This window comes from Spirillospora sp. NPDC048823 (assembly GCF_043198445.1).
Taxonomy (GTDB): Bacteria; Actinomycetota; Actinomycetes; order Streptosporangiales; family Streptosporangiaceae; genus Spirillospora.
The window spans coordinates 292,071-312,015 of sequence record NZ_JBICUT010000007.1; the positions used below are offsets into that span (position 1 = coordinate 292,071).

18 protein-coding genes are annotated in these 19,945 nt (G+C 70.8%); 5 read left to right on the plus strand and 13 right to left on the minus strand.

What is annotated here, in order from left to right; all coding sequences use genetic code 11:
- Nucleotides 1-203: 203 nt before the first annotated feature.
- The 3 genes from ACGFK0_RS19100 (at nucleotide 204) to ACGFK0_RS19110 (ending at nucleotide 3,977) form a co-directional block, all read left to right on the plus strand.
- Nucleotides 204-899 carry a TetR/AcrR family transcriptional regulator gene (locus tag ACGFK0_RS19100; protein ID WP_392906369.1) on the plus strand — a complete coding sequence of 232 codons (696 nt, stop codon included), beginning with the start codon at nucleotides 204-206 and terminating at the stop codon, nucleotides 897-899.
- Between the two features lie 268 nt (nucleotides 900-1,167).
- Complete coding sequence (locus ACGFK0_RS19105; protein ID WP_392906371.1) at nucleotides 1,168-1,905, plus strand: SDR family NAD(P)-dependent oxidoreductase; 738 nt, start codon at nucleotides 1,168-1,170, stop codon at nucleotides 1,903-1,905.
- 59 nt (nucleotides 1,906-1,964) lie between these two features.
- Nucleotides 1,965-3,977 carry a helix-turn-helix domain-containing protein gene (locus ACGFK0_RS19110; RefSeq protein WP_392906373.1) on the plus strand — a complete coding sequence of 671 codons (2,013 nt, stop codon included), beginning with the start codon at nucleotides 1,965-1,967 and terminating at the stop codon, nucleotides 3,975-3,977.
- Between the two features lie 14 nt (nucleotides 3,978-3,991).
- Here ACGFK0_RS19110 and ACGFK0_RS19115 read toward each other — a convergent pair whose 3' ends face one another.
- The 5 genes from ACGFK0_RS19115 to ACGFK0_RS19135 are packed head-to-tail and all read right to left on the minus strand — an operon-like array spanning nucleotide 3,992 to nucleotide 8,723.
- On the minus strand, nucleotides 3,992-5,008 hold the full coding sequence (locus ACGFK0_RS19115) for a branched-chain amino acid ABC transporter permease (protein WP_392906374.1): 1,017 nt from the start codon (nucleotides 5,006-5,008) through the stop codon (nucleotides 3,992-3,994).
- Nucleotides 5,005-5,868: a branched-chain amino acid ABC transporter permease gene (locus ACGFK0_RS19120; RefSeq protein ID WP_392906376.1), complete on the minus strand. Its 864-nt coding sequence runs from the start codon at nucleotides 5,866-5,868 to the stop codon at nucleotides 5,005-5,007. The genes ACGFK0_RS19115 and ACGFK0_RS19120 overlap by 4 nt, the downstream gene beginning before the upstream one ends.
- A 9-nt stretch (nucleotides 5,869-5,877) precedes the next feature.
- Nucleotides 5,878-7,122, minus strand: a complete 1,245-nt coding sequence (locus ACGFK0_RS19125; protein ID WP_392906378.1) for an ABC transporter substrate-binding protein — start codon at nucleotides 7,120-7,122, stop codon at nucleotides 5,878-5,880.
- 34 nt (nucleotides 7,123-7,156) lie between these two features.
- Entirely contained in the window at nucleotides 7,157-7,858 is a 702-nt protein-coding gene (locus ACGFK0_RS19130) for an ABC transporter ATP-binding protein (protein WP_392906379.1), read from the minus strand.
- Entirely contained in the window at nucleotides 7,845-8,723 is an 879-nt protein-coding gene (locus ACGFK0_RS19135; protein WP_392906381.1) for an ABC transporter ATP-binding protein, read from the minus strand. Before ACGFK0_RS19135 ends, ACGFK0_RS19130 begins: the two co-directional genes overlap by 14 nt.
- 353 nt (nucleotides 8,724-9,076) lie before the next feature.
- Here ACGFK0_RS19135 and ACGFK0_RS19140 point away from each other — a divergent pair, with 353 nt between their 5' ends.
- Nucleotides 9,077-10,456 carry a tannase/feruloyl esterase family alpha/beta hydrolase gene (locus tag ACGFK0_RS19140; RefSeq protein ID WP_392906382.1) on the plus strand — a complete coding sequence of 460 codons (1,380 nt, stop codon included), beginning with the start codon at nucleotides 9,077-9,079 and terminating at the stop codon, nucleotides 10,454-10,456.
- Between the two features lie 104 nt (nucleotides 10,457-10,560).
- On the opposite strand, the gene ACGFK0_RS19145 is transcribed toward ACGFK0_RS19140, so the two are convergent.
- From ACGFK0_RS19145 to ACGFK0_RS19175, 7 genes are all read right to left on the minus strand, one after another.
- The gene (locus ACGFK0_RS19145; protein ID WP_392906383.1) at nucleotides 10,561-12,084 is read right to left on the minus strand and encodes an AMP-binding protein; all 1,524 of its coding nucleotides are present in this window, start codon (nucleotides 12,082-12,084) and stop codon (nucleotides 10,561-10,563) included.
- A gap of 46 nt (nucleotides 12,085-12,130) precedes the next feature.
- Nucleotides 12,131-12,868 (minus strand): ABC transporter ATP-binding protein, encoded by a 738-nt coding sequence (locus ACGFK0_RS19150; protein ID WP_392906385.1) that lies wholly within the window; start codon nucleotides 12,866-12,868, stop codon nucleotides 12,131-12,133.
- Complete coding sequence (locus ACGFK0_RS19155; protein WP_392906386.1) at nucleotides 12,865-13,614, minus strand: ABC transporter ATP-binding protein; 750 nt, start codon at nucleotides 13,612-13,614, stop codon at nucleotides 12,865-12,867. Before ACGFK0_RS19155 ends, ACGFK0_RS19150 begins: the two co-directional genes overlap by 4 nt.
- Nucleotides 13,611-15,653, minus strand: coding sequence for an ABC transporter permease (locus tag ACGFK0_RS19160; protein WP_392906388.1), 2,043 nt, complete (start codon nucleotides 15,651-15,653; stop codon nucleotides 13,611-13,613). The genes ACGFK0_RS19155 and ACGFK0_RS19160 overlap by 4 nt, the downstream gene beginning before the upstream one ends.
- Before the next feature lie 5 nt (nucleotides 15,654-15,658).
- The gene (locus ACGFK0_RS19165) at nucleotides 15,659-16,984 is read right to left on the minus strand and encodes an ABC transporter substrate-binding protein (protein ID WP_392906390.1); all 1,326 of its coding nucleotides are present in this window, start codon (nucleotides 16,982-16,984) and stop codon (nucleotides 15,659-15,661) included.
- A gap of 88 nt (nucleotides 16,985-17,072) precedes the next feature.
- A complete protein-coding gene (locus ACGFK0_RS19170; protein ID WP_392906392.1) occupies nucleotides 17,073-18,023 on the minus strand; it encodes an alpha/beta hydrolase in 951 nt (316 codons plus the stop codon).
- Nucleotides 18,020-18,742 (minus strand): alpha/beta fold hydrolase, encoded by a 723-nt coding sequence (locus ACGFK0_RS19175; protein WP_392906393.1) that lies wholly within the window; start codon nucleotides 18,740-18,742, stop codon nucleotides 18,020-18,022. Before ACGFK0_RS19175 ends, ACGFK0_RS19170 begins: the two co-directional genes overlap by 4 nt.
- Nucleotides 18,743-18,832: 90 nt before the next feature.
- On the opposite strand from ACGFK0_RS19175, the gene ACGFK0_RS19180 reads away from it, so the two are divergent.
- On the plus strand, nucleotides 18,833-19,516 hold the full coding sequence (locus ACGFK0_RS19180) for a TetR/AcrR family transcriptional regulator (RefSeq protein ID WP_392906395.1): 684 nt from the start codon (nucleotides 18,833-18,835) through the stop codon (nucleotides 19,514-19,516).
- A gap of 17 nt (nucleotides 19,517-19,533) precedes the next feature.
- Here ACGFK0_RS19180 and ACGFK0_RS19185 read toward each other — a convergent pair whose 3' ends face one another.
- Nucleotides 19,534-19,893 carry a PadR family transcriptional regulator gene (locus ACGFK0_RS19185; protein WP_392906397.1) on the minus strand — a complete coding sequence of 120 codons (360 nt, stop codon included), beginning with the start codon at nucleotides 19,891-19,893 and terminating at the stop codon, nucleotides 19,534-19,536.
- Between the last annotated feature and the right edge of the window lie 52 nt (nucleotides 19,894-19,945).

Consider the following 19,945-nt stretch of genomic DNA (forward strand, 5'->3'; position numbering starts at 1 on the left):
GAATGTATGACTCGGATCGGGACGGGTCAACCGGCTCAGTGGTGAACGGGCCAACGCCGTGGGTGTGAGTAAGCGCATAGTCACCACTAGGATGTGCATGCCGAGGTCGCAGCGGCCGCGCATCGTGACGGAAACCCAGGGCGGACGGCTCCGCGAGCGGCGTCGATACCCTGCATCGGACTCGAAGGAGGCGAGAGTCGCGGATGGCCAGACGGCAGGCCCGATTCACCGCACAGGATCTGGCGGACGACCCCCGGCTGAGGGACCACTCCCCCGATCTCTGGCGGGAGGAACTCGGAGAAGTGCAGCGCGGACTGTTGACGTCGGCGGTGCGCTGCTTCGCCGCGAACGGTTTCCACGCCACGACCACGCGCGACATCGCCGAGGGCGTCAGCCTCAGCCCGGCGGCGCTCTACGTCCACTTCCCGTCGAAGGAACTGGTCCTGTTCGAGATCATCCGAGTCGGCCATGAGCAGGCCCTGGCGTGCGTCCAGGACCCACTCGTCCCGGCCGCGGCGAACCCGGCGGACCGGCTGCGCGCCATCATCGCGGCGTACACCGCGTGGCATGCCCGCCATCATGTGGTCGCGCGCGTCTGCCAGATGGAGCTGGCCGGCCTGACGGCCGAGCACTACGACGAGGTCCTGGAGCTGCGCCACCGGACGAACGAGTTCTTCCGCGACGCCGTCGCCCGCGGAGTCTCCGACGGGTCGTTCGCGCAGGTCGACGTCAAGCGGGTCACGCGCGCGATGCTGTCGCTGAGCATCGATCTCGTCCGCTGGTACCGGCTCGACGGCGACGACTCGCCCGAGCAGCTCGGCGAGTTCTACGCCGACCTCGCATTGAAGCTGGTCACCCGCGACGAACCCGGCCGCCGCACCGCGCCCGGGGCGCGGTAGCCGCACGGCCGTCCGGCAAGCCCCGCGGATACCGCCGGTCAGGTCGTCCCTGACCCGTGAGCGGAGCGTCCGGTGATCCTTGACACGCCTTCCCCCCGTGGGTAACTATGCGCTTAGTCAGTTGCTCCGGAGGTCCCCTTCCTCCGAGGACGAGGAGAAGCCCCATGCTCCGCACTCGAAACGAGCACGACGGCACCGATGACCGCCCGCCCGCGCCGCCCCCGTCGACCGCCGGCCGCGGTACCGCCGAAGCCGGGCGGCCGTCCTGATGGCGAATCTGACCTTCGACTTCACCGGCCGGATCGTCGTCGTCACCGGCGCGGCCCGCGGCGTCGGCCGGGCCGTCGGGGAGCACTTCCACAACGCCGGCGCGACGGTGTACCTGGTCGACTCCGACGCCGAAGAGATCAAGGTCGCCGAGAGGGAGACCGGTGCGGTGGGCCTGGTCGCCGACGTCTCCGACACCGCCCAGGTGACCGGCGTGGTGGAGCGGGTCGTCGCGAACACCGGCCGCATCGACGTGCTGGTCAACAACGCGGGCATCCTGCGCGACGGAGTGCTGTGGAAACTCTCGGACGAGGACTACGAGGCCGTGATGGCCGTCCACGCCGGCGGCACCTTCCGGTTCACCCGCGCCGCCGTGCCCCACTTCCGCAGGCAGGGCGCGGGCCGGATCATCAACGTCACCTCCTACACCGGGCTCCGGGGCAACCCCGGGCAGTCCAACTACGCCATGGCCAAGGCCGGAATCATCGGGTTCACCAAGACGGCGGCCAAGGAGCTCGCACGGTTCGGCGTGACGGTGAACGCGATCTCGCCCAACGCGCAGACCCGCATGATCGCCTCCATCCCCGCCGAGAAACTGGCCCGGCTCACCGCGGTGACGCCGATGGGCCGCTTCGCCGACGCGTCGGAGATAGCCGAGGCCGTCGCCTTCCTCGCCTCGGACGAGGCTTCCTACATCACCGGTGTCGTGCTCCCCGTCGACGGAGGAATCTCGCTGTGACGTCGCGGTGCGTCGTGCGGTGACGGCCGGCGCGCCGGTTCCATTCAACGGAGGACGGAATGCGCATTGACGGACGAGCGCTGATGGACAGGGCGCCGACCGACCGGACACGAACGAACGGAACACCGGCGAACGGAACACCGGCGAACGGGACGGTGCACGTACAGCCGGCGACGACTCCCCTCCCCTCCGCCGTCTTCCTCGATCTGCTGGCGCGCGAGGCCCCGCCCGCCGATTTCGACGGGCCGCTGGTGACGGCCCGCGCGGCGGGTGCGGGCCCCGATGCGCTCGCCCAGCTGGAGGCCGCCAAGCTCGCGGCGCTTCGGGTGCGCGCCATCATGCAGCGGTACGCCCGCCGCGAGGCCGAGCTGTCCGCACTGTTCGACACCGCCGGCGAACTGGCCGGGCTGCACGACCCCGATGCGATCCTGGACGGGATCGTGCGGCGCGCCCGGTGGCTGCTGAACGCCGACATCGCCTACCTGACGCTGAACGACGACGAGCGCGGCGACACCTGCATGCGGGTGACCGACGGATCGGTCTCGGCGGCGTTCCGGCGGCTGCGGATCCCGCTGGGCGACGGGCTGGGCGGCCTGGTGGCGCAGACGGCGATGCCCTACAGCAGCGACGACTACCTGAAGGATCCGCAGTTCCGGCACCGCGCCTTCATCGACGAGGCGGTGGCCGAGGAGGCGCTGGTGGCGATCCTCGGCGTGCCGATGCGGCTGGGCGGCCGTGTGATCGGCGTGCTGTACGCGGCGAACCGCAGCGAGCGTCCGTTCGACCAGGAGAAGGCGGTGCTGCTGGGGTCGCTGGCCTCGTACGCCGCCGTGGCCATCGACAAGGCACGGCTGCTGGAGGAGACCCGCACGGCGCTGAAGGATCTGGACACGGCGGGCGCGAAGGCCAGGGCGCGCGGCGTCGCGGTCGAGCGGGCCGCGCAGGCGCACGAACGCATGACCGCGCTGGTGGTCCGCGGCGGCGGTGCCGCGGACGTGGCGGCGGTGGTCACCGAGGTGCTGGGCGGGAGCCTGCACGTCCTGGACGCCGACGGCCGCACGCTGGCCGCCTCCGGTGATCCGGCGCCGCTCGCCGAGGACGAGCTCTCCCGCGTCATGGTCACCGCCCACTCCCCCGGCACGCGGGGACGCACAGTGCGGCGCGGCGACCTGTGGGTCGCGTCGGTGTCCACCGGCGAGGAGGTGCTCGGCGCGCTGGTGCTGCGCACGGCGGCGGAGGTCTCCGACGCCGACCGGCGCATCCTGGAACGCGCGGCGCTGGTCACGGCGCTGCTGATGCTGCTGCGGCGCAGCGTCACCGAGGCCGAGGCGCGGGTACGCGGCGAACTGCTGGACGATCTGCTGGACGGGCGCGTGGACGGCGGTGAGGCGTTCGAGGCGCGGGCCCGCCGGGCGAACCTCGACCTTGAAGCCCCGCATGTCGTGCTGTCGGCCCGCTGCGCCTCGCCCGGGCATCGCGGGCGCGCCGCGTTCTGGGCGTCCTCGTACGCCGCGGTGTCGCGGGGCTTGGCGGCGGCGCGCCGCGAGGAGGTCGTCCTGCTGCTGCCGGGCGACGAGCCCGGCCAGATCGCCGACCAGGTCGCCAAGGAGCTGCGCACCGCGCTGGCGGCGCCGGTCACCGTCGGCGCGGCCGGGCCGGTGCGCGGTCCCTCCGGGGTCGCCGGCGCTCACCGGGAGGCGCGCCGCTGCGCCGACGCGCTGGTGGCCCTCGGCCGCCGGGACGGCGGTGCGGACGCCCGCGAACTGGGCTTCGTCGGCCTGCTGATCGGCGCCGACCGCGATGTCGGGGGTTTCCTGCGCACGACGCTCGGCCCGGTGCTCGACTACGACACCCGCCGGGGGACGTCACTGACCGGGACGCTGGAGGTCTACTTCGACACCGGATGCAGCCTGTCCAGAACCGCCGAGCGCCTGCACATCCACGTCAACACCGTCACCCAGCGGCTCAACCGCGTCGGCCGCCTGCTCGGCGACGGCTGGCAGGAGCCCGGCCGGGCCCTGGACATCCAACTGGCCATCCGCCTCCACCACCTTCAAGGGCCACGGAGCTGAGCTCTCCCCCAGGATCAGGCCGGGGCGTCGACGGGCTTCTTCGCGTCGGACGCCCCGTCGCCGGACGCGCCGGACTCGCCGGCCGCACGGCGGGAGGACAGCAGGTGGCGGGCCGTTCCCCAGATGCCCCGGCGGAACAGCAGCACGATCACGATGAAGATCGAGCCCGTGACGATCCCGGTCTCCGCGAACCCGGCGGTGGCCAGGTAGTCCTGGAGCAGGACGACCAGGGCGGCGCCGATCGTGCCGCCCCACAGGGTGCCGATGCCGCCGAGGATGACCATCATCACGACCTGCCCGGACGTGGTCCAGTAGACACCGTCGAGTGAGGCGAAGCCGTGCCCGATGGCGAACACGCCGCCGGCCGTCCCGGAGAGGGCGGCGGACAGGACGAAGGCCAGGAGCTTGTAGCGGTCGACGGGGTAGCCGAGGGCCCGCGCGCGGGCCGGGTTGTCGCGGATGGACACCAGCACCCGGCCGAACGGCGAGCGGACGATGCGCCAGGCGGCGAACAGTCCGGCCAGCACGAACGGCAGCCCGGCGTAGTAGAAGTAGAACGGCTCGGAGAGGTCGAGGCCGAACAGGTCCCGGGGGATGCCCTGCAGTCCGTTCTCCCCGCCCGTCACGTCCCGCCACTGGTTGGCGACGAAGTAGACCATCTGCGCGAAGGCCAGGGTGACCATGGCGAAGTAGATCCCGGTCAGCCGTACCGACAGGAAGCCGATCGGGACCGCCAGCAGCGCCGCGAACGCCGCGCCGCCCACGATCGCGGCGGGGAACGGCATTCCGGTGTGCAGCGCGATCAGGCCGGTGCAGTACGCCGACCCGCCCCAGAAGGCGGCGTGCCCGAACGACAGCAGCCCGGTGAAGCCGAGCAGCAGGTCCACCGCGGCGGCGAACAGCGCCCAGCAGGCGATGTCCATGGCGACCGGCGGGTAGATCATCCAGGGCAGGGCGAGGGCGGCGACCAGCCCGGCCACCAGGAGCAGCGGGCCGGCCCGGCCCGAGCGGGCCAGTCTGTGCAGGATCATCTGAACGCCTCCTCGCGTCCGAACAGCCCGGCCGGGCGCCACAGCAGCACGGCGGCCATGAGGATGAACACGAGAGTCTGGGACAGCGCGGGCACGTACAGGTTGCCCAGCGCCGACACCAGCCCGACGGCGAAGCCCGCGGCGACCGACCCGAACACCGAGCCGAGGCCGCCGATCACCACCACGGCGAACACCGTGATGATCAAGTCGCTGCCCATCAGCGGGTTGACCGCCCGCATCGGCGCGGCCAGGACCCCGGCGAAGCCGGCCAGCGCGATCCCGAACCCGAACACCGGGGTCACCCACCGGCCGACGTCGATGCCCAGCGCCCGGGTCAGCTCGGGACGCTCCGTCGCCGCCCGGACGATCATCCCGACGCGGGTGCGGGTGAGGACCAGCCAGACCGCGACGCACAGCACCGCCGACGCCCCCAGCACGAACACCTGGTAGGCGGGGTAGGTGAACAGCCCCAGGTCGAGCGAACCGCGCAGCGCGGACGGCCTGGGGTACGGCTGGGAGTTCACCCCGTACTCGCGCTTCACCAGGTCCTGCAGGATCAGCGCCAATCCGAAGGTGAACAGGAAGTTGTAGAGCGGATCCAGCGGCGTCAGCCGCCGGATGAACAGCCGTTCCAGGACGATCCCGGCCGCGCCCAGCAGCAGCGGGACCAGCACCAGGGAGAGCCAGAAGTTCAGGCCGAACGAGTCGAGTGCGATGAACGCCCCGAAGGCGCCGAGCATGTAGAACGCGCCATGGGCGAGGTTGACGACGTGGAGCATCCCGAAGATGACGGACAGGCCGAGGGCGAGCAGGGCGAAGAACGCCCCGCCCACCAGCCCGTTGAACGCCTGCTGCAGCACCCCGGCCGCCTACGGCTTGCAGGCCGCGTCGGGCTGCGGCTGGAACGCCTCCGGCGCGGGGATGGTCTTGAGGACCTTCACGTAGTCCCAGGGCTCCTTGACCTCGCCGGACGGCTTCACCTGCGACAGGTACGCGTCGTGCAGCAGAAGGTGGTCCTCGGCACGGATGCTCGCGTTGCGGGCGAACATGTCCTCGAACTTGTGGCCCTCCAGCTGCTCGACCACCTCGTCGGACTCGTCGGTGCCGCCGCGCTGCACGGCCTCCAGGTACGTCAGGGCGGCCGAGTAGTTGCCGGCCATGTTGGCGGTGGGACGCTGGCCCGTCTTGGCCTGGAACTCGTCCGCCCAGGCGCGGGCCTTGTCGTCCATGTTCCAGAACCACATGTCGGTGTAGCGCGTCCCGGCCAGGGCGTCCGGGCCGAGCGAGTGGATGTCGCTGAGGGCCAGGAGCCCGACCGCGAGGCCGACGCCCTTGTCGCGCAGCTTGTACTCGTTGTACTGCTTCACCAGGTTGACCAGGTCACCGCCGGCGTGCATGGTGCCGAGCACCTTCGGCTTGGGGTCGAGGTTCGGGGCCTTCAGCAGGAACGTGGAGAAGTTGTCGTTGGGGAACGCCGTCGGGTCGGCCTCGACCACGGAGCCGCCGGCGGCCTTGATCGCCGTGGTGAAGGTCTTCTGCATGTCCTGCCCGAACGCGTAGTCCGGGTAGATGATGTACCAGTTCTCGCCGCCGTCCTTGGTCACCTCGGTTCCGGTGCCGTGGGCGAGCATGTAGCTGTTGTAGCCGTAGTGGAAGGTGTACTTGTTGCACTGCTTGCCTTCCAGCTCGGTGCTGGCGGCGCCGACGTCGATGAACACCTTCTTCTTCGTCTTGGCGATGTTGGCGACGGCGAACGCGGCCGACGAGGTCGGCACGTCCAGGAGCACGTCGGCGTTCTGCCGGTCGTAGAGCTCCTGCGCCTTGGAGTTGGCGATCTCCGGCTTGTTCTGGTGGTCGGCGGAGATGACCTCGATCTTGTCGGTCACCGCCTTGTCGCCGTGCTCGGCCTTGAAGTCGGCCACGGCCATCTTGACGGCCTCGACCGTCTTGCGGCCGGAGGTGTCGGAGTAGATTCCCGACTGGTCGTTCAGGACGGCCAGCACCACCTTGTCGTCACTGATCGCACCTCCGCCGCCGCCCGGCCCTCCGGCGCCGCACCCGGCCAGCAGCAGCCCCGCGGCGGCCAGGCCGCCGGTCCAGCCCATGATCTTCATCAGGTCTCCTCTGTTTCCGGGATCGTGGTCGTCGTCAGATGCCGAGGTATTCGAGCAGCTCGTGCTCGCGCTCGCGGACCTGGTCGTTGTCCATGGACTCGACGATCCGGCCCTCGGCGAGCAGGTGGTGGCGGTCGGCGACGGTGGCGGCGAAGTGGACGTTCTGCTCGATGAGCAGGACGGTCACCCCCGCGGCCTTGACCTCGCGGAGGATCTCGCCGATCTGGGCGACGATCAGCGGCGACAGGCCCTCGGTGGGCTCGTCGCACAGCAGCAGCCGGGCACCCGTACGCAGCACCCTGGCCAGCGCGAGCATCTGCTGCTCGCCGCCCGACAGCTTCGTCCCGGGGAACCGGCGCCGCTCACGCAGCTTCGGGAACGTCTCGTACACCCGCTCCAGCGACCACGGGCCGGGGCCCATCGCCGGCGGCAGCGTGAGGTTCTCCTCCACCGAGAGGGTGGCGAAGACGCCGCGGTCGTCCGGGACGTAGCCGAGGCCGCGGCGGGCCCTGCGGTGGGAGGCGAGGCCGGTGACGTCCTCACCGGACAGCGAGACTGTGCCCGCCGTCCTTCCGTACGAGCCGTGCAGTCCCATCAGGCAGCGCAGCAGTGTGGTCTTGCCCGCGCCGTTGCGGCCGACGAGCGTGACGATCTCGCCCTCGTCGACCTGCATCGAGACCTCGCGCAGGGCCTGCGCCTCACCGTACCAGGCCGACAGCCGGTCAACGCGCAGCATGAGCGTCTCCGAGGTAGGCGGTGATGACGCGCGGATCGTGGCGGATCTCGGCGTAGGGGCCCTCGGCCAGCACCGAGCCGTGCTGCAGGACGGTCACCCGGTCGGCGAGGCTGGCGACCACGTTCATGTTGTGCTCGACCAGGACCACGGTGCGTTCCGTGCGGATCCTGCGGATGAGCTCGATGGTGCGGTCCACGTCCTCCACGCCCATGCCGGCGGTCGGCTCGTCGAGCAGGAGGACCTTGGGGTCGAGGGCCAGGGCGAGCGCCAGCTCCAGCGCGCGCTTGCGCCCGTACGCCAGCAGGCCCGCCGGTACGTCGCCGTGGCCGGCCAGCCCGACCTGGTCGAGCAGTTCCCCGGCGCGTCCGGCGAAGCGGTCGAGCGCCCGGTCCGAGCGCCAGAAACGCCAGCCCAGGCCGGTTCGGCTCGCCAGCGCCAGTTCCACGTGCCGGCGCGGGGTCAGCTCGGCGAACAGGCTGGTGATCTGGAAGGAGCGCGCGACGCCCAGCCGCGTGATCGCCTCGGGGCTGCGTCCGGCCAGCTCCCGGCGGGCCTCCAGCAGCACGCTGCCCGCGGTCGGCTTCAGGAAGCCGGTGAGGAGGTTGAACAGGGTGGTCTTGCCGGCGCCGTTGGGGCCCACCAGCGCGTGCACGTCACCGTCGGCCACGTCCAGGTCGACGCCGTCCACGGCCCGGAAACCGCGGAACTCCCTGATCAGGCCGCGCGCCTTCAACACGGGGACGGTCCCGCCCGGAGCCGCGCCTGCGGACCCGTTTCCTCGCCCGTGCCCGCCCGTCCCGCCCGGAGCCGCGCCTGCGGAGCCGGTGCCTCGCCCGTGCCCGCCCTCCCCGGGTCCTCCTCCCATGCGTCCTCCTCGCGTCATGGCCGGCCCGAGCCGCATTCGGGACGCCGTGACGGTGAACGCTAGGTGGCGGCCGCGTGACGGGGCGAGGTGACCGGGGCACACATTCGGGGAGCATCCTGTGAGCGATTTCCACACCGGACGGCGCCTAAGACGAGAGACATACGCCCTGATGGGACGCGGAGGCGGCCGATCCGGGCCCGGACCCCGGGATTCATGGAAGCGGCCGCCACAGGACGCCGGTCAAGAGTGGTGTCCGCCGACGTCGCCGCGTCCGCCGCCGGTCGAACAGCATGGCGTCTACCGCGGGCTGGACCGAAGGCCCCGCGTCCCACCCTTCGGAGCCGCATATGCAGATGCTTCGCAGATCATCCGTCGTCCCGGCCCTGCTGGGGTCGCTCGTGGCGGCCCCTCTGGTGACGGCCGTCCCGGCCGCGCACGCGGACACCCGCTGCACCGGCATGGACAGGGTCCACGTTCCCGGAGCGCAGCGGCAGGTCGCCGCCTGCCTGGACGATCTGACCACCGCCGGCACGATCGCCTCGGGCCACACCGTCCCCGAGCAGTGGTCGGGAATGCAGTCCGTGGCCACACGCAACCCCAGCGGGGTGCCGGGAATCCAGATCGACGGCTACTTCCGCGACACCTCCACGTTCAACACCACCCACGGCTGGAACCATGACTCGCAGTTCGTGATCCGGCTTCCGGAGAACTGGAACGGCGGGCTCGTGGTCTCCGGGGCACCCGGAAACCGCCTCCAGTACTCCAACGACGTGGTCATCTCCGACTGGGTGCTGGCCAAGGGGTACGCGTTCGCGTCCACCGACAAGGGCAACAACGGCACGGAGTTCTACAAGGACGGCCGGCGGCCCGGCGACGCCGTCCAGGAGTGGTACCACCGGATGGCGCAGCTCACCGTCGCCGCCAAGCTGACCGTGGCCCGCCACTACCGCAGGTCCCCGCGCAGGACGTACGCGATGGGCGTCTCCAACGGCGGGCAGCTGGTGCGCTGGGCCCTGGAGAACCGCCCCGGGCTGTACGACGGCGGCGTCGAAGCCGAAGGCACGTACTGGCCGAGTGACAACGGGCCGAACGCACTGGTCCACCTGCCGGAGGCGCTGCGCAACTACCCCGAGTACGCGGCGACCGGCGACCCCGGAGCGCACGCCGCGATGATCGAGGCCGGCTACGCACCGGGTTCGGAGTTCCTGTGGGACTTCAACTACCGGTTCATCTGGGACAGCACGCAGCGCAGATACCGCGAGGAGGTCGACCCCTCCTACGACGGCGACCTGGAAGCGGGCATCCCGTTCTGCGAAAGCGGAACGCCCGACTGCGACACCGACTACCGCTACTACACGCGTCCCAAGAGTGTGCACAAGGCGGTGAAGCGGAATTCGCTGGACGGCCGCATCGGCAAGCCGATGATCTCCGTGCACGGGACGCTGGACTCCCTGCTGCCGATCAAGATCCACGGCGACGCGTACGCAGCGAAGATCCGTTCCGAGCGGAGGGGCGGCCTGCACCGCTACTACCGGATCGAGGGCGCCTCCCACCTGGACATCGAGTACGACATGTTCCCGGACAGGATGCGTCCGCTGCTGCCCTGCATGCGGACGGCGTTCGAGGCCCTCGAACGCTGGACGGCCCCGAGCGGCGGCCAGGCACCCCCGCCCAGCGCCACCATCCCCCGGCAGACCACCGGCGACGTGGCCAACACCTGCTCGATCGGCTGACCGGACCGAGGGAGGGGCGCGGGGGCGCGGGGGTGCGGTCCGCCTCCGCGCGCCGGCCGCTGGAGGCGCCGGACCGGCGGGGAGCCGAGTGGGACGCCGTTGCCTCAGTGGCGTTCACGCAGTAGGCGCTTGTGCAGCTTTCCCGTGGCCTGGCGGGGGAGCTCCGCCTCGAAGCCGATCGAGCGCGGGCATTTGTAGCGCGCGAGGTGTTCGCGGCAGAACGCGATGAGTTCCATTGCCAGATCCTCGTCCGGTTCGATGCCGCCGACCGGCTGGACGATCGCCTTGACCACCTCGCCGAGATCGTCGTCCGGGACTCCGATGACCGCCGCGTCGAGCACCTTCGGATGCGTGATGAGCAGGTCCTCGGTCTCCTGCGGGTAGATGTTCACACCACCGGAGACGATCATGTTGATCTTGCGGTCGGTGAGGTAGAGGTACCCTTCGCCGTCGACGTGGCCGACGTCCCCGACGGTGCTCGCCGTCCCGGACGGGTCACGGGACTCGGCGGTCTTCTCCGGGTCCTTGAAGTACTCGAAGTTGGTCGCGCCGCGGAAGTAGATGAGACCGGGGCGGTTGGGCGGGCACTCGTTTCCGTCGTCATCGACGATCAGCAGTTCGCCGAGGACGGCCTTGCCGACGGTGCCCTTGCGGTCCTGCCATTCGTGCGAGTCGCAGATCGTGAAGCCGTGGCCTTCGGTCGCCGAGTAGTACTCGTGGAAGATCGGGCCCCACCAGCCGATCATCTGCTCCTTGACCGGGACGGGGCAGGCGGCGGCGCCGTGGGTCACCGACTCCAGCGAGGACAGATCCGCCGTTTCCCGGACGTCGGCCGGCAGTTTCAGGAGCCGCGAGAACATCGTGGGAACCACCTGGGTGTGGGTCACCCCGTGGTGGGCGATGAGGCGCAGGTATTCGCGCGCGTCGAAGCGTTCCATGACGATGGAGGTGCCCCCGATGCGGAGCGTGCCCGCGATGCTGACCTGTGGCGCGGAATGGTAGAGAGGGGCGGGTGACAGGTAGACCATTCCCGGCCGCTGGCGGAACAGGCGCGCGGCGAATTCCATGACCGGTACGGGTTCGGCGGGGTGCACGTCGGGCAGTGGGCGCAGCACGCCCTTCGGGCGTCCGGTGGTGCCGGACGAGTAGAGCAGCGCCACACCGAGTCTCTCGTCGGAGATCGCCGTGTCGTCCATCCCGGCGATCGCGTCCTCCAGCCGCTCGAAGGGCGCCGGCGGATCCTGTGCCCCGGCCACCAGCCAGCGGGCGACCCGTGGGCAGGCGGCGACCAGGTCCGCGGCGACGTCGAGCATGGCCGCCGTGGTGATCACCACGCGCGCCTCGCAGTCGTCGACGATGTAGGCGGCCTCCGGGGCCGTCAGGTGGGAGTTGATGAGCGTGTAGTACAGGCCGCTGCGCTCGGCGCCGGCCTCGCACTCAAGAAGCCACGGGGTGTTCTCCATGAAGAAGGCGACATGGTCGAGCCGGGCCAGGCCGGTCGACCGGAACAGGTGCGCGATGCGGTTGGCGAGAGCCTCGAACTGGGCGAAGGTGACGACCTCACCGCTGCCGGCCATGATGATCGCCGGCTTGTCCGGCTGATTGATCGCGTGCTGAGCGGCGTACATCTCTCTCCTTGTGGCTTCCTTGTGGCTTCCTTGTGGCGTCGGCACGTCATCGGCCGGTCTCTTCGGACGGGCCGTCCGTCAGGGCGTTCTCGCCGAGGTAGCCGACTTCGAGCAGCCGGCGGTCGGAGGCGAACCCGGCGGCGTCGCCCTCGGCCACCAGGGCGCCGCGGGCGAGGACGTAGGCGCGGTCGGCGACCTCGAGTGCGAGGTGGACGTGCTGCTCGACCAGCAGCACGCCGCAGCCGGTGTCCTCGGCGACGCGGCGCAGGACGGGCAGCAGGCGCTCCACGATGATGGGCGCGAGGCCGAGGCTGAGTTCGTCGACCATCAGCAGCCGGGGCTCGGAGGCGATCGCGCGGCCGAGGGTGAGCATCTGCTGCTCCCCGCCCGACAGCAGCCCCGCACGCCGGTCGAGCAGCGGGCCGAGCGCGGGGAAGTAGCCGAGAACGCGTGAGATGTCCGCCGCGCCGCGCCGGGCGCCGAGCCGCAGGTTCTCGGCGACCGTCAGGGAGGCGAACAGAGACCGGTCCTCCGGCACGTAGGCCAGGCCCCGGCGGGCGAGCCGGTGCGGCTTCGCCCCCGTGGCCCGCGCGCCGAGCATGCGCACCTCACCGCCGATCACCGGGAGCAGGCCGGCCACGGTGAGGAGCGTGGTCGTCTTCCCCGCCCCGTTGGGCCCGAGCAGCGCGACCACCTCCCCCGCCGCCACGCGCAGGCTGAGGCCGCGGACGACCGCCAGTCCCCGGTAGCCCGCCCGCAGGTCCTTCACGTCGAGAGCGTTCACGGGCCCTCCCCTCCGAGGTAGGCCGTGATGACGGCGCGGTCGGCCCGGACGACCGCCGGTGCGCCGGCGGTGATGACGCGCCCGAACTCCAGGACGTAGACGAGATCGCAGATGCTGAACACCAGGCCCATGTCGTGGTCGACCAGCAGCATCGACGTACCGGCGGCGGCGACGCGCCGCAGGTGCCGGCCGAGCGCGGCCGACTCGCCGGTGTCGAGGCCCGCCGCGGGCTCGTCCAGGCACACGAGCCGCGGTCGTGCCGCGAGCGCCCGGGCGACGCCGACGAGTTTGCGCTGCCCCTGCGTCAGTTCGTCGGGCATCCGGTCGGCGAGGTCGTCCAGTTCCAGCAGTGCGAGCGCCTCCGCGACACCGGGTGGGGGCGCGGTCCGGCGTGGGCGGAGGAGATCGAGGAGCATCCCCCCGGGACCCTGCCGATCGGCGGCGACCTGGAGGTTCTCCGCGACGGTGAGATCGCCGAAGAGTTCCAGCGACTGCCAGGTGCGTCCCAGGCCGGCCCGTGCCCGGCGATGTGCCGGCAGGCCGCCGATCCGCCGTCCGGCGAACGTGATGCGCCCGTCGGCGGGGACGAGGCCGGTGAGCGCGTCGATGAGCGTCGTCTTGCCCGCGCCGTTGGGGCCGATCAGGCCGACGAGGGCTCCCTCGTCCACCGTGAGGTCGACATCGGTGAGCGCTTGGACGCCGCCGAACCGCACGCCCAGTCCGCGGGCTTCGAGGAGGGCCGTCATGGTGAGACCGCCTTGCGCCGGGTGAGCCGCCGGCGGGTCTCGCGCAGCGCGCCCGCCATGCCTTCCGGGTTCATGACCGCGGTCGCCACCAACCCGATGCCGGTGACGAGCAGCGTCCAGCGATCCCCGACGTGAACCCACTGCTTGAGCGCCGTGAAGCCCACACCGCCCGCGACGAGGAAGCCGCCGAGGCCGGCGCCGGACACGCTCGTGATCCCGCCGAGGTAGGCGTAGGCGAGAAAGGTCAGCGATGCGACGCCGCCGAAGAACTCGGGCGACACCGAACCGAAGCGGTAGCCGGAGAGCGCGCCGCCGAGGCCCGCTATGAACGCCGCCAGACCGAAGGCGAGCATCTTCGTCCCCGCCACGCTCACCCCCGCGGCCGCGGCGGCGCGCTCGTTGGAGCGGACGGCCAGCATGCGGCGGCCCGTCGCCGAGCGATGCAGATTCGCGACGCCGGCCGCGGCGGCCATCACGACCGCCAGGCAGAAGATCCCGAACCACGGAGTGGGAAGCGTGCCGTCGCCGAGCACCGGCGATGGATCGCGGGGACCGAAGTTCCAGCCGAACAGGCCGGGGGACGGCACCTGGGCGCCCTCCAGGCCTCCCGACCACGCGGGGTTGCCGAAGACCAGCTTCTCGACCGCGACCCCGCCGGCGAGAGTGAGGATCGCCAGGTTGACGCCGCGTACCCGCAGCGCGGGCACCGCCATGGCCAGCCCGAACACGGTCGCGACCAGCGCCCCGGCGAGGGGCGCCAGCGGGAACGGGACGCCCGCGGCGGACGCGAGCTTGGCGAGGACGAAGCCGGAGACGCCGGCGAGCGTCATCTGCGCGAGCGAGATCTGCCCCAAGTAGCCGGTGAGGACCACGAGCGACAGGCAGATGAGCGCCCCGATCAACGTGTTGGTGATCGCCAGACGCCACACCGGGCCGAGCGTCAGCAGCCCGGCCGCGCAGGCGCCGGCGACCAGCACGGCCCCTGCGCCGAGCCGCCTCGGACGGGGGATCTCGGGCAGCTTCGCCGGGGAGGCGGTGCCGCGGGTGGGAAGCGTCTGGCCGCGGATGACCAGTGCGATGACGATGACGACGAACGGCACGGTTTCGCGTACTCCGGGCAGCGGCCCGGACCCGGCCTGCGGAAACCACGGCTCCAGGCTGAGCACCTGGATGAGGCTCTGTGTCATCGCGATGCCCAGCCCGGCGGCGGTCGCCACACCGAACGAGGTCAGCCCGCCCAGCAGCGCCGCCCCCAGGGCCGGGACGACGAGCAGCGTGATGGTGACAGGGTCGAGGGAGCCGTTGACCGTCGCCACGAGTATGCCCAGGAAACCCGCGAGGACGGCCGACAGGATCCAGTTGGCCCCCGCCAGGAAGTCCGGGGAGAAGCCCAGCAGCGTCGCGGCGCGCTCGTTCTCCGCCGCGGCCCGCGTGGCGAGACCGAACCGGGTGAACCGGAACGCCGCCCACAGCGCGATGGTGAGCGCGACGACGATCCCGGCGAGCAGCAGTTGATCGCCCGGCACGACGATGTCGTCCGAGAGCCGAACCGGTGTTTTGGGCAGGATCGGCTGGATCGAACGCGGAGTGCTCCCGAAGCGCAGCAGGGCGATCGCCTGCAGCACGATCAGGACGCCGACCGACGCGACGACCTTGCTCAGCGGCGGCGCCGAGCGCAGCGGACGGAAGACGAGCACATGGCACAGCGCCCCGAGAAGTGCCGAGGCGATCAGGGCGATGACCATCGCGGGCACGACTCCCAGCGGACCGCCGAGCGACAGATCGGTGGGGAAGAGGGTGCCGCCGCGCCGCAGGCCGTCATAGACGTAGGCGGCCTCCATCGCCATCGCGCCGGCGGCGAAGTTGACGGTTCCCGATCCGCGGAACGTCAGCACGATGGTCAACGCGATCGCCGAGATCAGGCAGCCGGTGCCGGTGCCGAGGAGCAGGGCCGTGGCCTCGTCCGGGAGGACCCGGGCGAGGACCACGGCGCCACCTGCCAGTGCGGCGAGGCCGATGGCCGCTGTCCGAATGCGCATGGTACCTAGCCGCCGAGCGCCTGGGCGATCGAGATGGCGTTGCCGCGCAGTGGCGTCGCGACCTGGATCCAGCGGCCGTCCTTGTACTGCTCGACGCCGATCTGGCTCCCGCACAGCGCCGCGAAGACGGGGCTGTAGCCGCACTCGATGGGACCGGCGACCATCATCATCGGGCCCTCGAAGGACTCGATCGCCTTCGCCATCGCCTCGGAGGTCAGACGGTCCGGCCCGATCTCGTGGACGAACTTCATCGCGGTCATGAGGTTCGCGAACGTGTAGCCCGCGAAACCCGTGTACTCGGCGTTCTTCGGGCCGTACTGCTTGACCTTGGCGACGTAGGTGGCCATTCCCGACGCCTCGTCAGGGGCGAAGTAGCTGTACCCGAAATTGGTGAAGTACCAGCCGTCGGGCACCTGGTCCTCTGACCCGACGTCGCGCATGTGCTTGGTCATCGGGGTGCCGAAGCACAGGCCCGTCGCCACGACCCGCGGTGTGACGCCCAGGGACTGCAGGGCGTCGTAGGTGGCCATGCAGCCGGGCACGGTGAGGAAGGACAGAAGAGTGTCGGCCTGGCGCCCGCCCGCCGCCTGGATCGCCGCCGCGACATCGGGGCCGGTGGCGGTGTCGGCGACCCCTACGAGCTTGACGTCCGTGACGCCGAGCTTCTTGAGTTGCGGTTCGAGGAACTGTTCGGCGGCCGCCTTGCCGGCCGGGTTGTCGGCGTAGAGGACGGCGACGCGGCGGACGTCCGGTAGCTGCCGGGCGACGAACTGCGCCATTCCCGCGATCGTCCCCGGTCCGCCCGGCGTGTAGGAGTAGGCGCCCTTGGCGGTGAGATCGTCGCTCGTCGAGGGGCTCGCCTCCATGATGGGCTTGCGGCCTCCGAGCACCGAATAGATCGCCTTGTTCCCCACGGTGAGGACGCCCTCGATGACGAACTTGACCTCGGGGTCGTTCGCCATCTGCGTCCCGCATTTCTGCCCGTCCTCCTCGCTCTGGACGACGCACTTCTCCAGGACGACGGGATGCCCCCCGGCCCCGCCCAGTTCCCGGTTGATGTACGCGACCGCGGCGTCGATGCCGGTCGACGCCTCCGGGAAGGCGGGTGCGCCGCCCTCCTGGTTGATGTAGCCGACTTTGATCGGGGACTTCCCGGTGTCCGCCGGGCCTGCCGTTCCGCCGGTGTACTGCAGCGCCCAGTCGTTACTGACCTTCGGCACCACGGCGGAACCGCCGGCCGCGTTCTCGTCCGAGTCGCCCGTGCCTCCGCCGCATCCGGCGAGCAGCACCAACGCCGCCGCCGAGGCGATCGTCATAGATCGGAATGCCATTGCCCTTCTCCATTCCTTTTCGGTCGGAGCCGTTGCGGTCCCGAACTCGACGCGATGGCGGCCGGGATCGGCGCGCACCGCGTCACGTTCACCGACCACCGGTGAAGGCGTTCCTCAGCGCGGCGGCGCATTCTTCGATCGCCTCTCGGCCCGCGTCCAGCACGGCGGCCATGCTCAGGAATGCGTGGATCGTGGATTCGTAGCGGCGCAGGACGACGGGAACTCCGGCCTCCCGGAGGCGCTGCGCGTAGGCTTCGCCGTCGTCGCGCATGATGTCGAAGCCCGCCGTGATGACGAGCGCGGGCGGCAATCCCGCCAGATCGGCCACGATCGGTGAGACCCGCGGATCCCGCGCGTCAGCCGGATCGGGCAGGTACTGCTCGTACAGCCAGTCGTACTCGTCGCGTCCGAACATGTAGCCGGTCGCGAACCGGGCCATCGAGCGGCTGTGTCCCAGTGTGCCCACCGCCGGGTACACGAGGAGTTGGAAGACCAGGTGCATTCCTTCGTTCGCACGTGCCGTCTGAGCGACGACCGCCGCGAGATTGCCACCGGAGGAATCTCCGCCGACCGCGGTGCGTTCGGGATCGGCGCCGATGACCGCGGCGTTCTCCACCGCCCATTTCAGCGCCGCGTAAGAATCGTCCACGGCCGCCGGGAAGCGGTGCTCGGGCGCGAGCCGGTAGCCCACCGACACCACCACCGCACCCGCCCGATGGGAGAGCATCCGGCAGATCGCGTCATAGGAGTCGATGCTCCCCGCGACCATGCCGCCACCGTGGAAGTAGACGAGCAGCGGGAGGGGATCCCAGCTCGTCCCTCGGGGCCTGTAGATGCGGACGGGGACGGGACCGTCCGGCCCGGGCACGTCGAGATCGCGGGATTCCGCGAGGGACGGATCGGAGGGGAGGCCGACGGACGCGTAGAACGCCGCGTGCGCCGAGCGCATCTCCTCCGGCTCCATCGCCGTGAGGTCCGGAAACGGGGTCTCGGCCAGTTTGTCGAGAAGAAGCCGGGTCTGGTCGTCGAGGGTGCTCATTCCTGCTCTCCCAGGGATTCGAGGATTCCGGCGACGGCGGCGGGCATCAGATGCACGGCGTCATGCCGGGAGGCCAGCTCGAAATAGCGCCAGTCACCGGAATCGCGGGCCATCGCCGCGTAGCCGTCGAAAAGCCCGAGCGGGTGTTCGTTGCACCGGATGAAGATCTTCTCGGCCGCGACCTCACCGTCGGCGCGGACCGGTTCATGGAGCGTCGCCGCCGGGTGCGGGCACATCCGCGCGGCGAAGGCCTCCCCGAGCTCCCCCGTCCAGCCGAGCGAGTCCTCGACCGTGAACAGCGGCGGGATCAGATGCGGTGTGCCGGCCTGCGCGGCGGCGGCCTCCGCCATGCGCACGAAGTCCTCGCCGAGGATCGTCGCGGCCGATTCGCCGTGCCGGGGAACGAAGGCGTCCAGGTAGACGAGCCTTGCGATCCGGGACGGCCGGGCATGCGCCGCGCCGGTGATGACCATGCCGCCGTAGGAGTGCCCGACGAGCAGCACGTCCTCCAGGTCGTTGTCGTCGATGACCGAGACGACGTCGCGGACGTGGGCCGAGAGGTCGGTGTCGGCCGCGGCTTCGTGGCCGCGCTCGGCGAGCCCGGTCAGCGTCGGAACGAAGACGCGGGAACCCGCCGCGCGCAGCCGGGCCGCCACTTCCTCCCAGTGCCATCCGCCATGCCAGCTGCCGTGAACCAGCACGCAGGGACGCTCCGCCATCTGTTCTCCTTCGACCTCGGGCCCGGACTCGACCTTCTCTGGAACGGTGTTCAAGACGAGTGGGGCCGAACGTACTGGTACACTGTTCCAGTGTCAAGAGATGAGGGACGGGAAGCCGCCGGGCACGCCAAGCGCAAGCGTGCGCCGCTGACACTCGCGGACGTCGTCGCGGCCGGCAGCCGGCTGCTGGACGAGGAAGGAGTCGGCGGCCTCTCGATGCGCGCCGTGGCGCGGCGGCTCGGCGTCGGGCACGGAAGCCTCTACTGGCAGGTGCGCGACAAGGACGAGCTACTGCGCCTCATCCTCGACGACACCCTCCGCGATATCGACGTGCCGGCCGAGGGCCCGTGGGACGAGCGGCTCACGCATCTGCTCGTGGCGGCACGCCTGGCGCTGCGTGCGCGGCCCGAACTCATCCCCGTCCTGTGGAAGGCGGGCTGGGATCTCGGCGGCGAGACACTGCGGGTCGCGGATCTGTTCCTCGAACTCATCGCCGAGAGCGGCCTGCCGGAAGACGAGGTGTCCCATGCGTACTGGACCGCGCTCGTCTTCGTCCTGGGCTTCGTCATGGCCGAGACGTCGGCCTCGACCACACGGCGCTACGCCGAACGGCCCGACGACGCCGCCGAACGGTACCCCAACCTGGTGCGCTTCGCTCCCGGCACCGAACCCGAGCTCATGGACACGCGCTTCCAGTTCGGCCTCAAGGAACTCATCACCAGCATGAGGGCACGCGCCGCCCACTCGGATCAGCACACCGACCGGGACAACTGATCCGCGGAACGGATTCGTTACGGGGATACCCGGTCTCGACGCTCTCCCCCGTCGCGGGGTGCGTCGGTGAGGTTCTGGTAGCGGCTCATGTAGGAATCGAGGAGGTTCTGCAAGGTCTCCAGGTCGCGGGTCCAGACCTTGAGGGCGGTGGCGCCGGGATCGGTGACGCTGTACACCTTGCGGGCGGGGCCCGCCGGATTCGGCTCCCAGCGGGCCTGGACGAGACCCCGGCGTTCCAGCCCGCGCAGCGCCCGGTAGATGGCGCCGGGGTCGTCCTGGAGCAGCAGACCGAAGGAGCGGAGGTGCTCGATCAGCGCGTAGCCGTGTCCCGGACGCTCGCTGAGCAGCAGCAACAGGACCGGCTGCAGCAGACTCACGGCTGACTTCATCCTTGCCCTCACCCCGAATGTTACATACGGTGACACTACA

Bases quoted from the DNA above. Each gene is read 5' to 3' on its own strand.
- ACGFK0_RS19100 (WP_392906369.1), top strand. From the start codon at position 204: ATGGCCAGACGGCAGGCCCGATTCACCGCACAGGATCTGGCGGACGAC.
- ACGFK0_RS19105 (WP_392906371.1), top strand. From the start codon at position 1,168: ATGGCGAATCTGACCTTCGACTTCACCGGCCGGATCGTCGTCGTCACC.
- ACGFK0_RS19110 (WP_392906373.1), top strand. From the start codon at position 1,965: ATGCGCATTGACGGACGAGCGCTGATGGACAGGGCGCCGACCGACCGG.
- ACGFK0_RS19115 (WP_392906374.1), bottom strand. From the start codon at position 5,008: ATGATCCTGCACAGACTGGCCCGCTCGGGCCGGGCCGGCCCGCTGCTC.
- ACGFK0_RS19125 (WP_392906378.1), bottom strand. From the start codon at position 7,122: ATGAAGATCATGGGCTGGACCGGCGGCCTGGCCGCCGCGGGGCTGCTG.
- ACGFK0_RS19130 (WP_392906379.1), bottom strand. From the start codon at position 7,858: ATGCTGCGCGTTGACCGGCTGTCGGCCTGGTACGGTGAGGCGCAGGCC.
- ACGFK0_RS19135 (WP_392906381.1), bottom strand. From the start codon at position 8,723: ATGGGAGGAGGACCCGGGGAGGGCGGGCACGGGCGAGGCACCGGCTCC.
- ACGFK0_RS19140 (WP_392906382.1), top strand. From the start codon at position 9,077: ATGCTTCGCAGATCATCCGTCGTCCCGGCCCTGCTGGGGTCGCTCGTG.
- ACGFK0_RS19145 (WP_392906383.1), bottom strand. From the start codon at position 12,084: ATGTACGCCGCTCAGCACGCGATCAATCAGCCGGACAAGCCGGCGATC.
- ACGFK0_RS19155 (WP_392906386.1), bottom strand. From the start codon at position 13,614: ATGACGGCCCTCCTCGAAGCCCGCGGACTGGGCGTGCGGTTCGGCGGC.
- ACGFK0_RS19160 (WP_392906388.1), bottom strand. From the start codon at position 15,653: ATGCGCATTCGGACAGCGGCCATCGGCCTCGCCGCACTGGCAGGTGGC.
- ACGFK0_RS19165 (WP_392906390.1), bottom strand. From the start codon at position 16,984: ATGGCATTCCGATCTATGACGATCGCCTCGGCGGCGGCGTTGGTGCTG.
- ACGFK0_RS19170 (WP_392906392.1), bottom strand. From the start codon at position 18,023: ATGAGCACCCTCGACGACCAGACCCGGCTTCTTCTCGACAAACTGGCC.
- ACGFK0_RS19175 (WP_392906393.1), bottom strand. From the start codon at position 18,742: ATGGCGGAGCGTCCCTGCGTGCTGGTTCACGGCAGCTGGCATGGCGGA.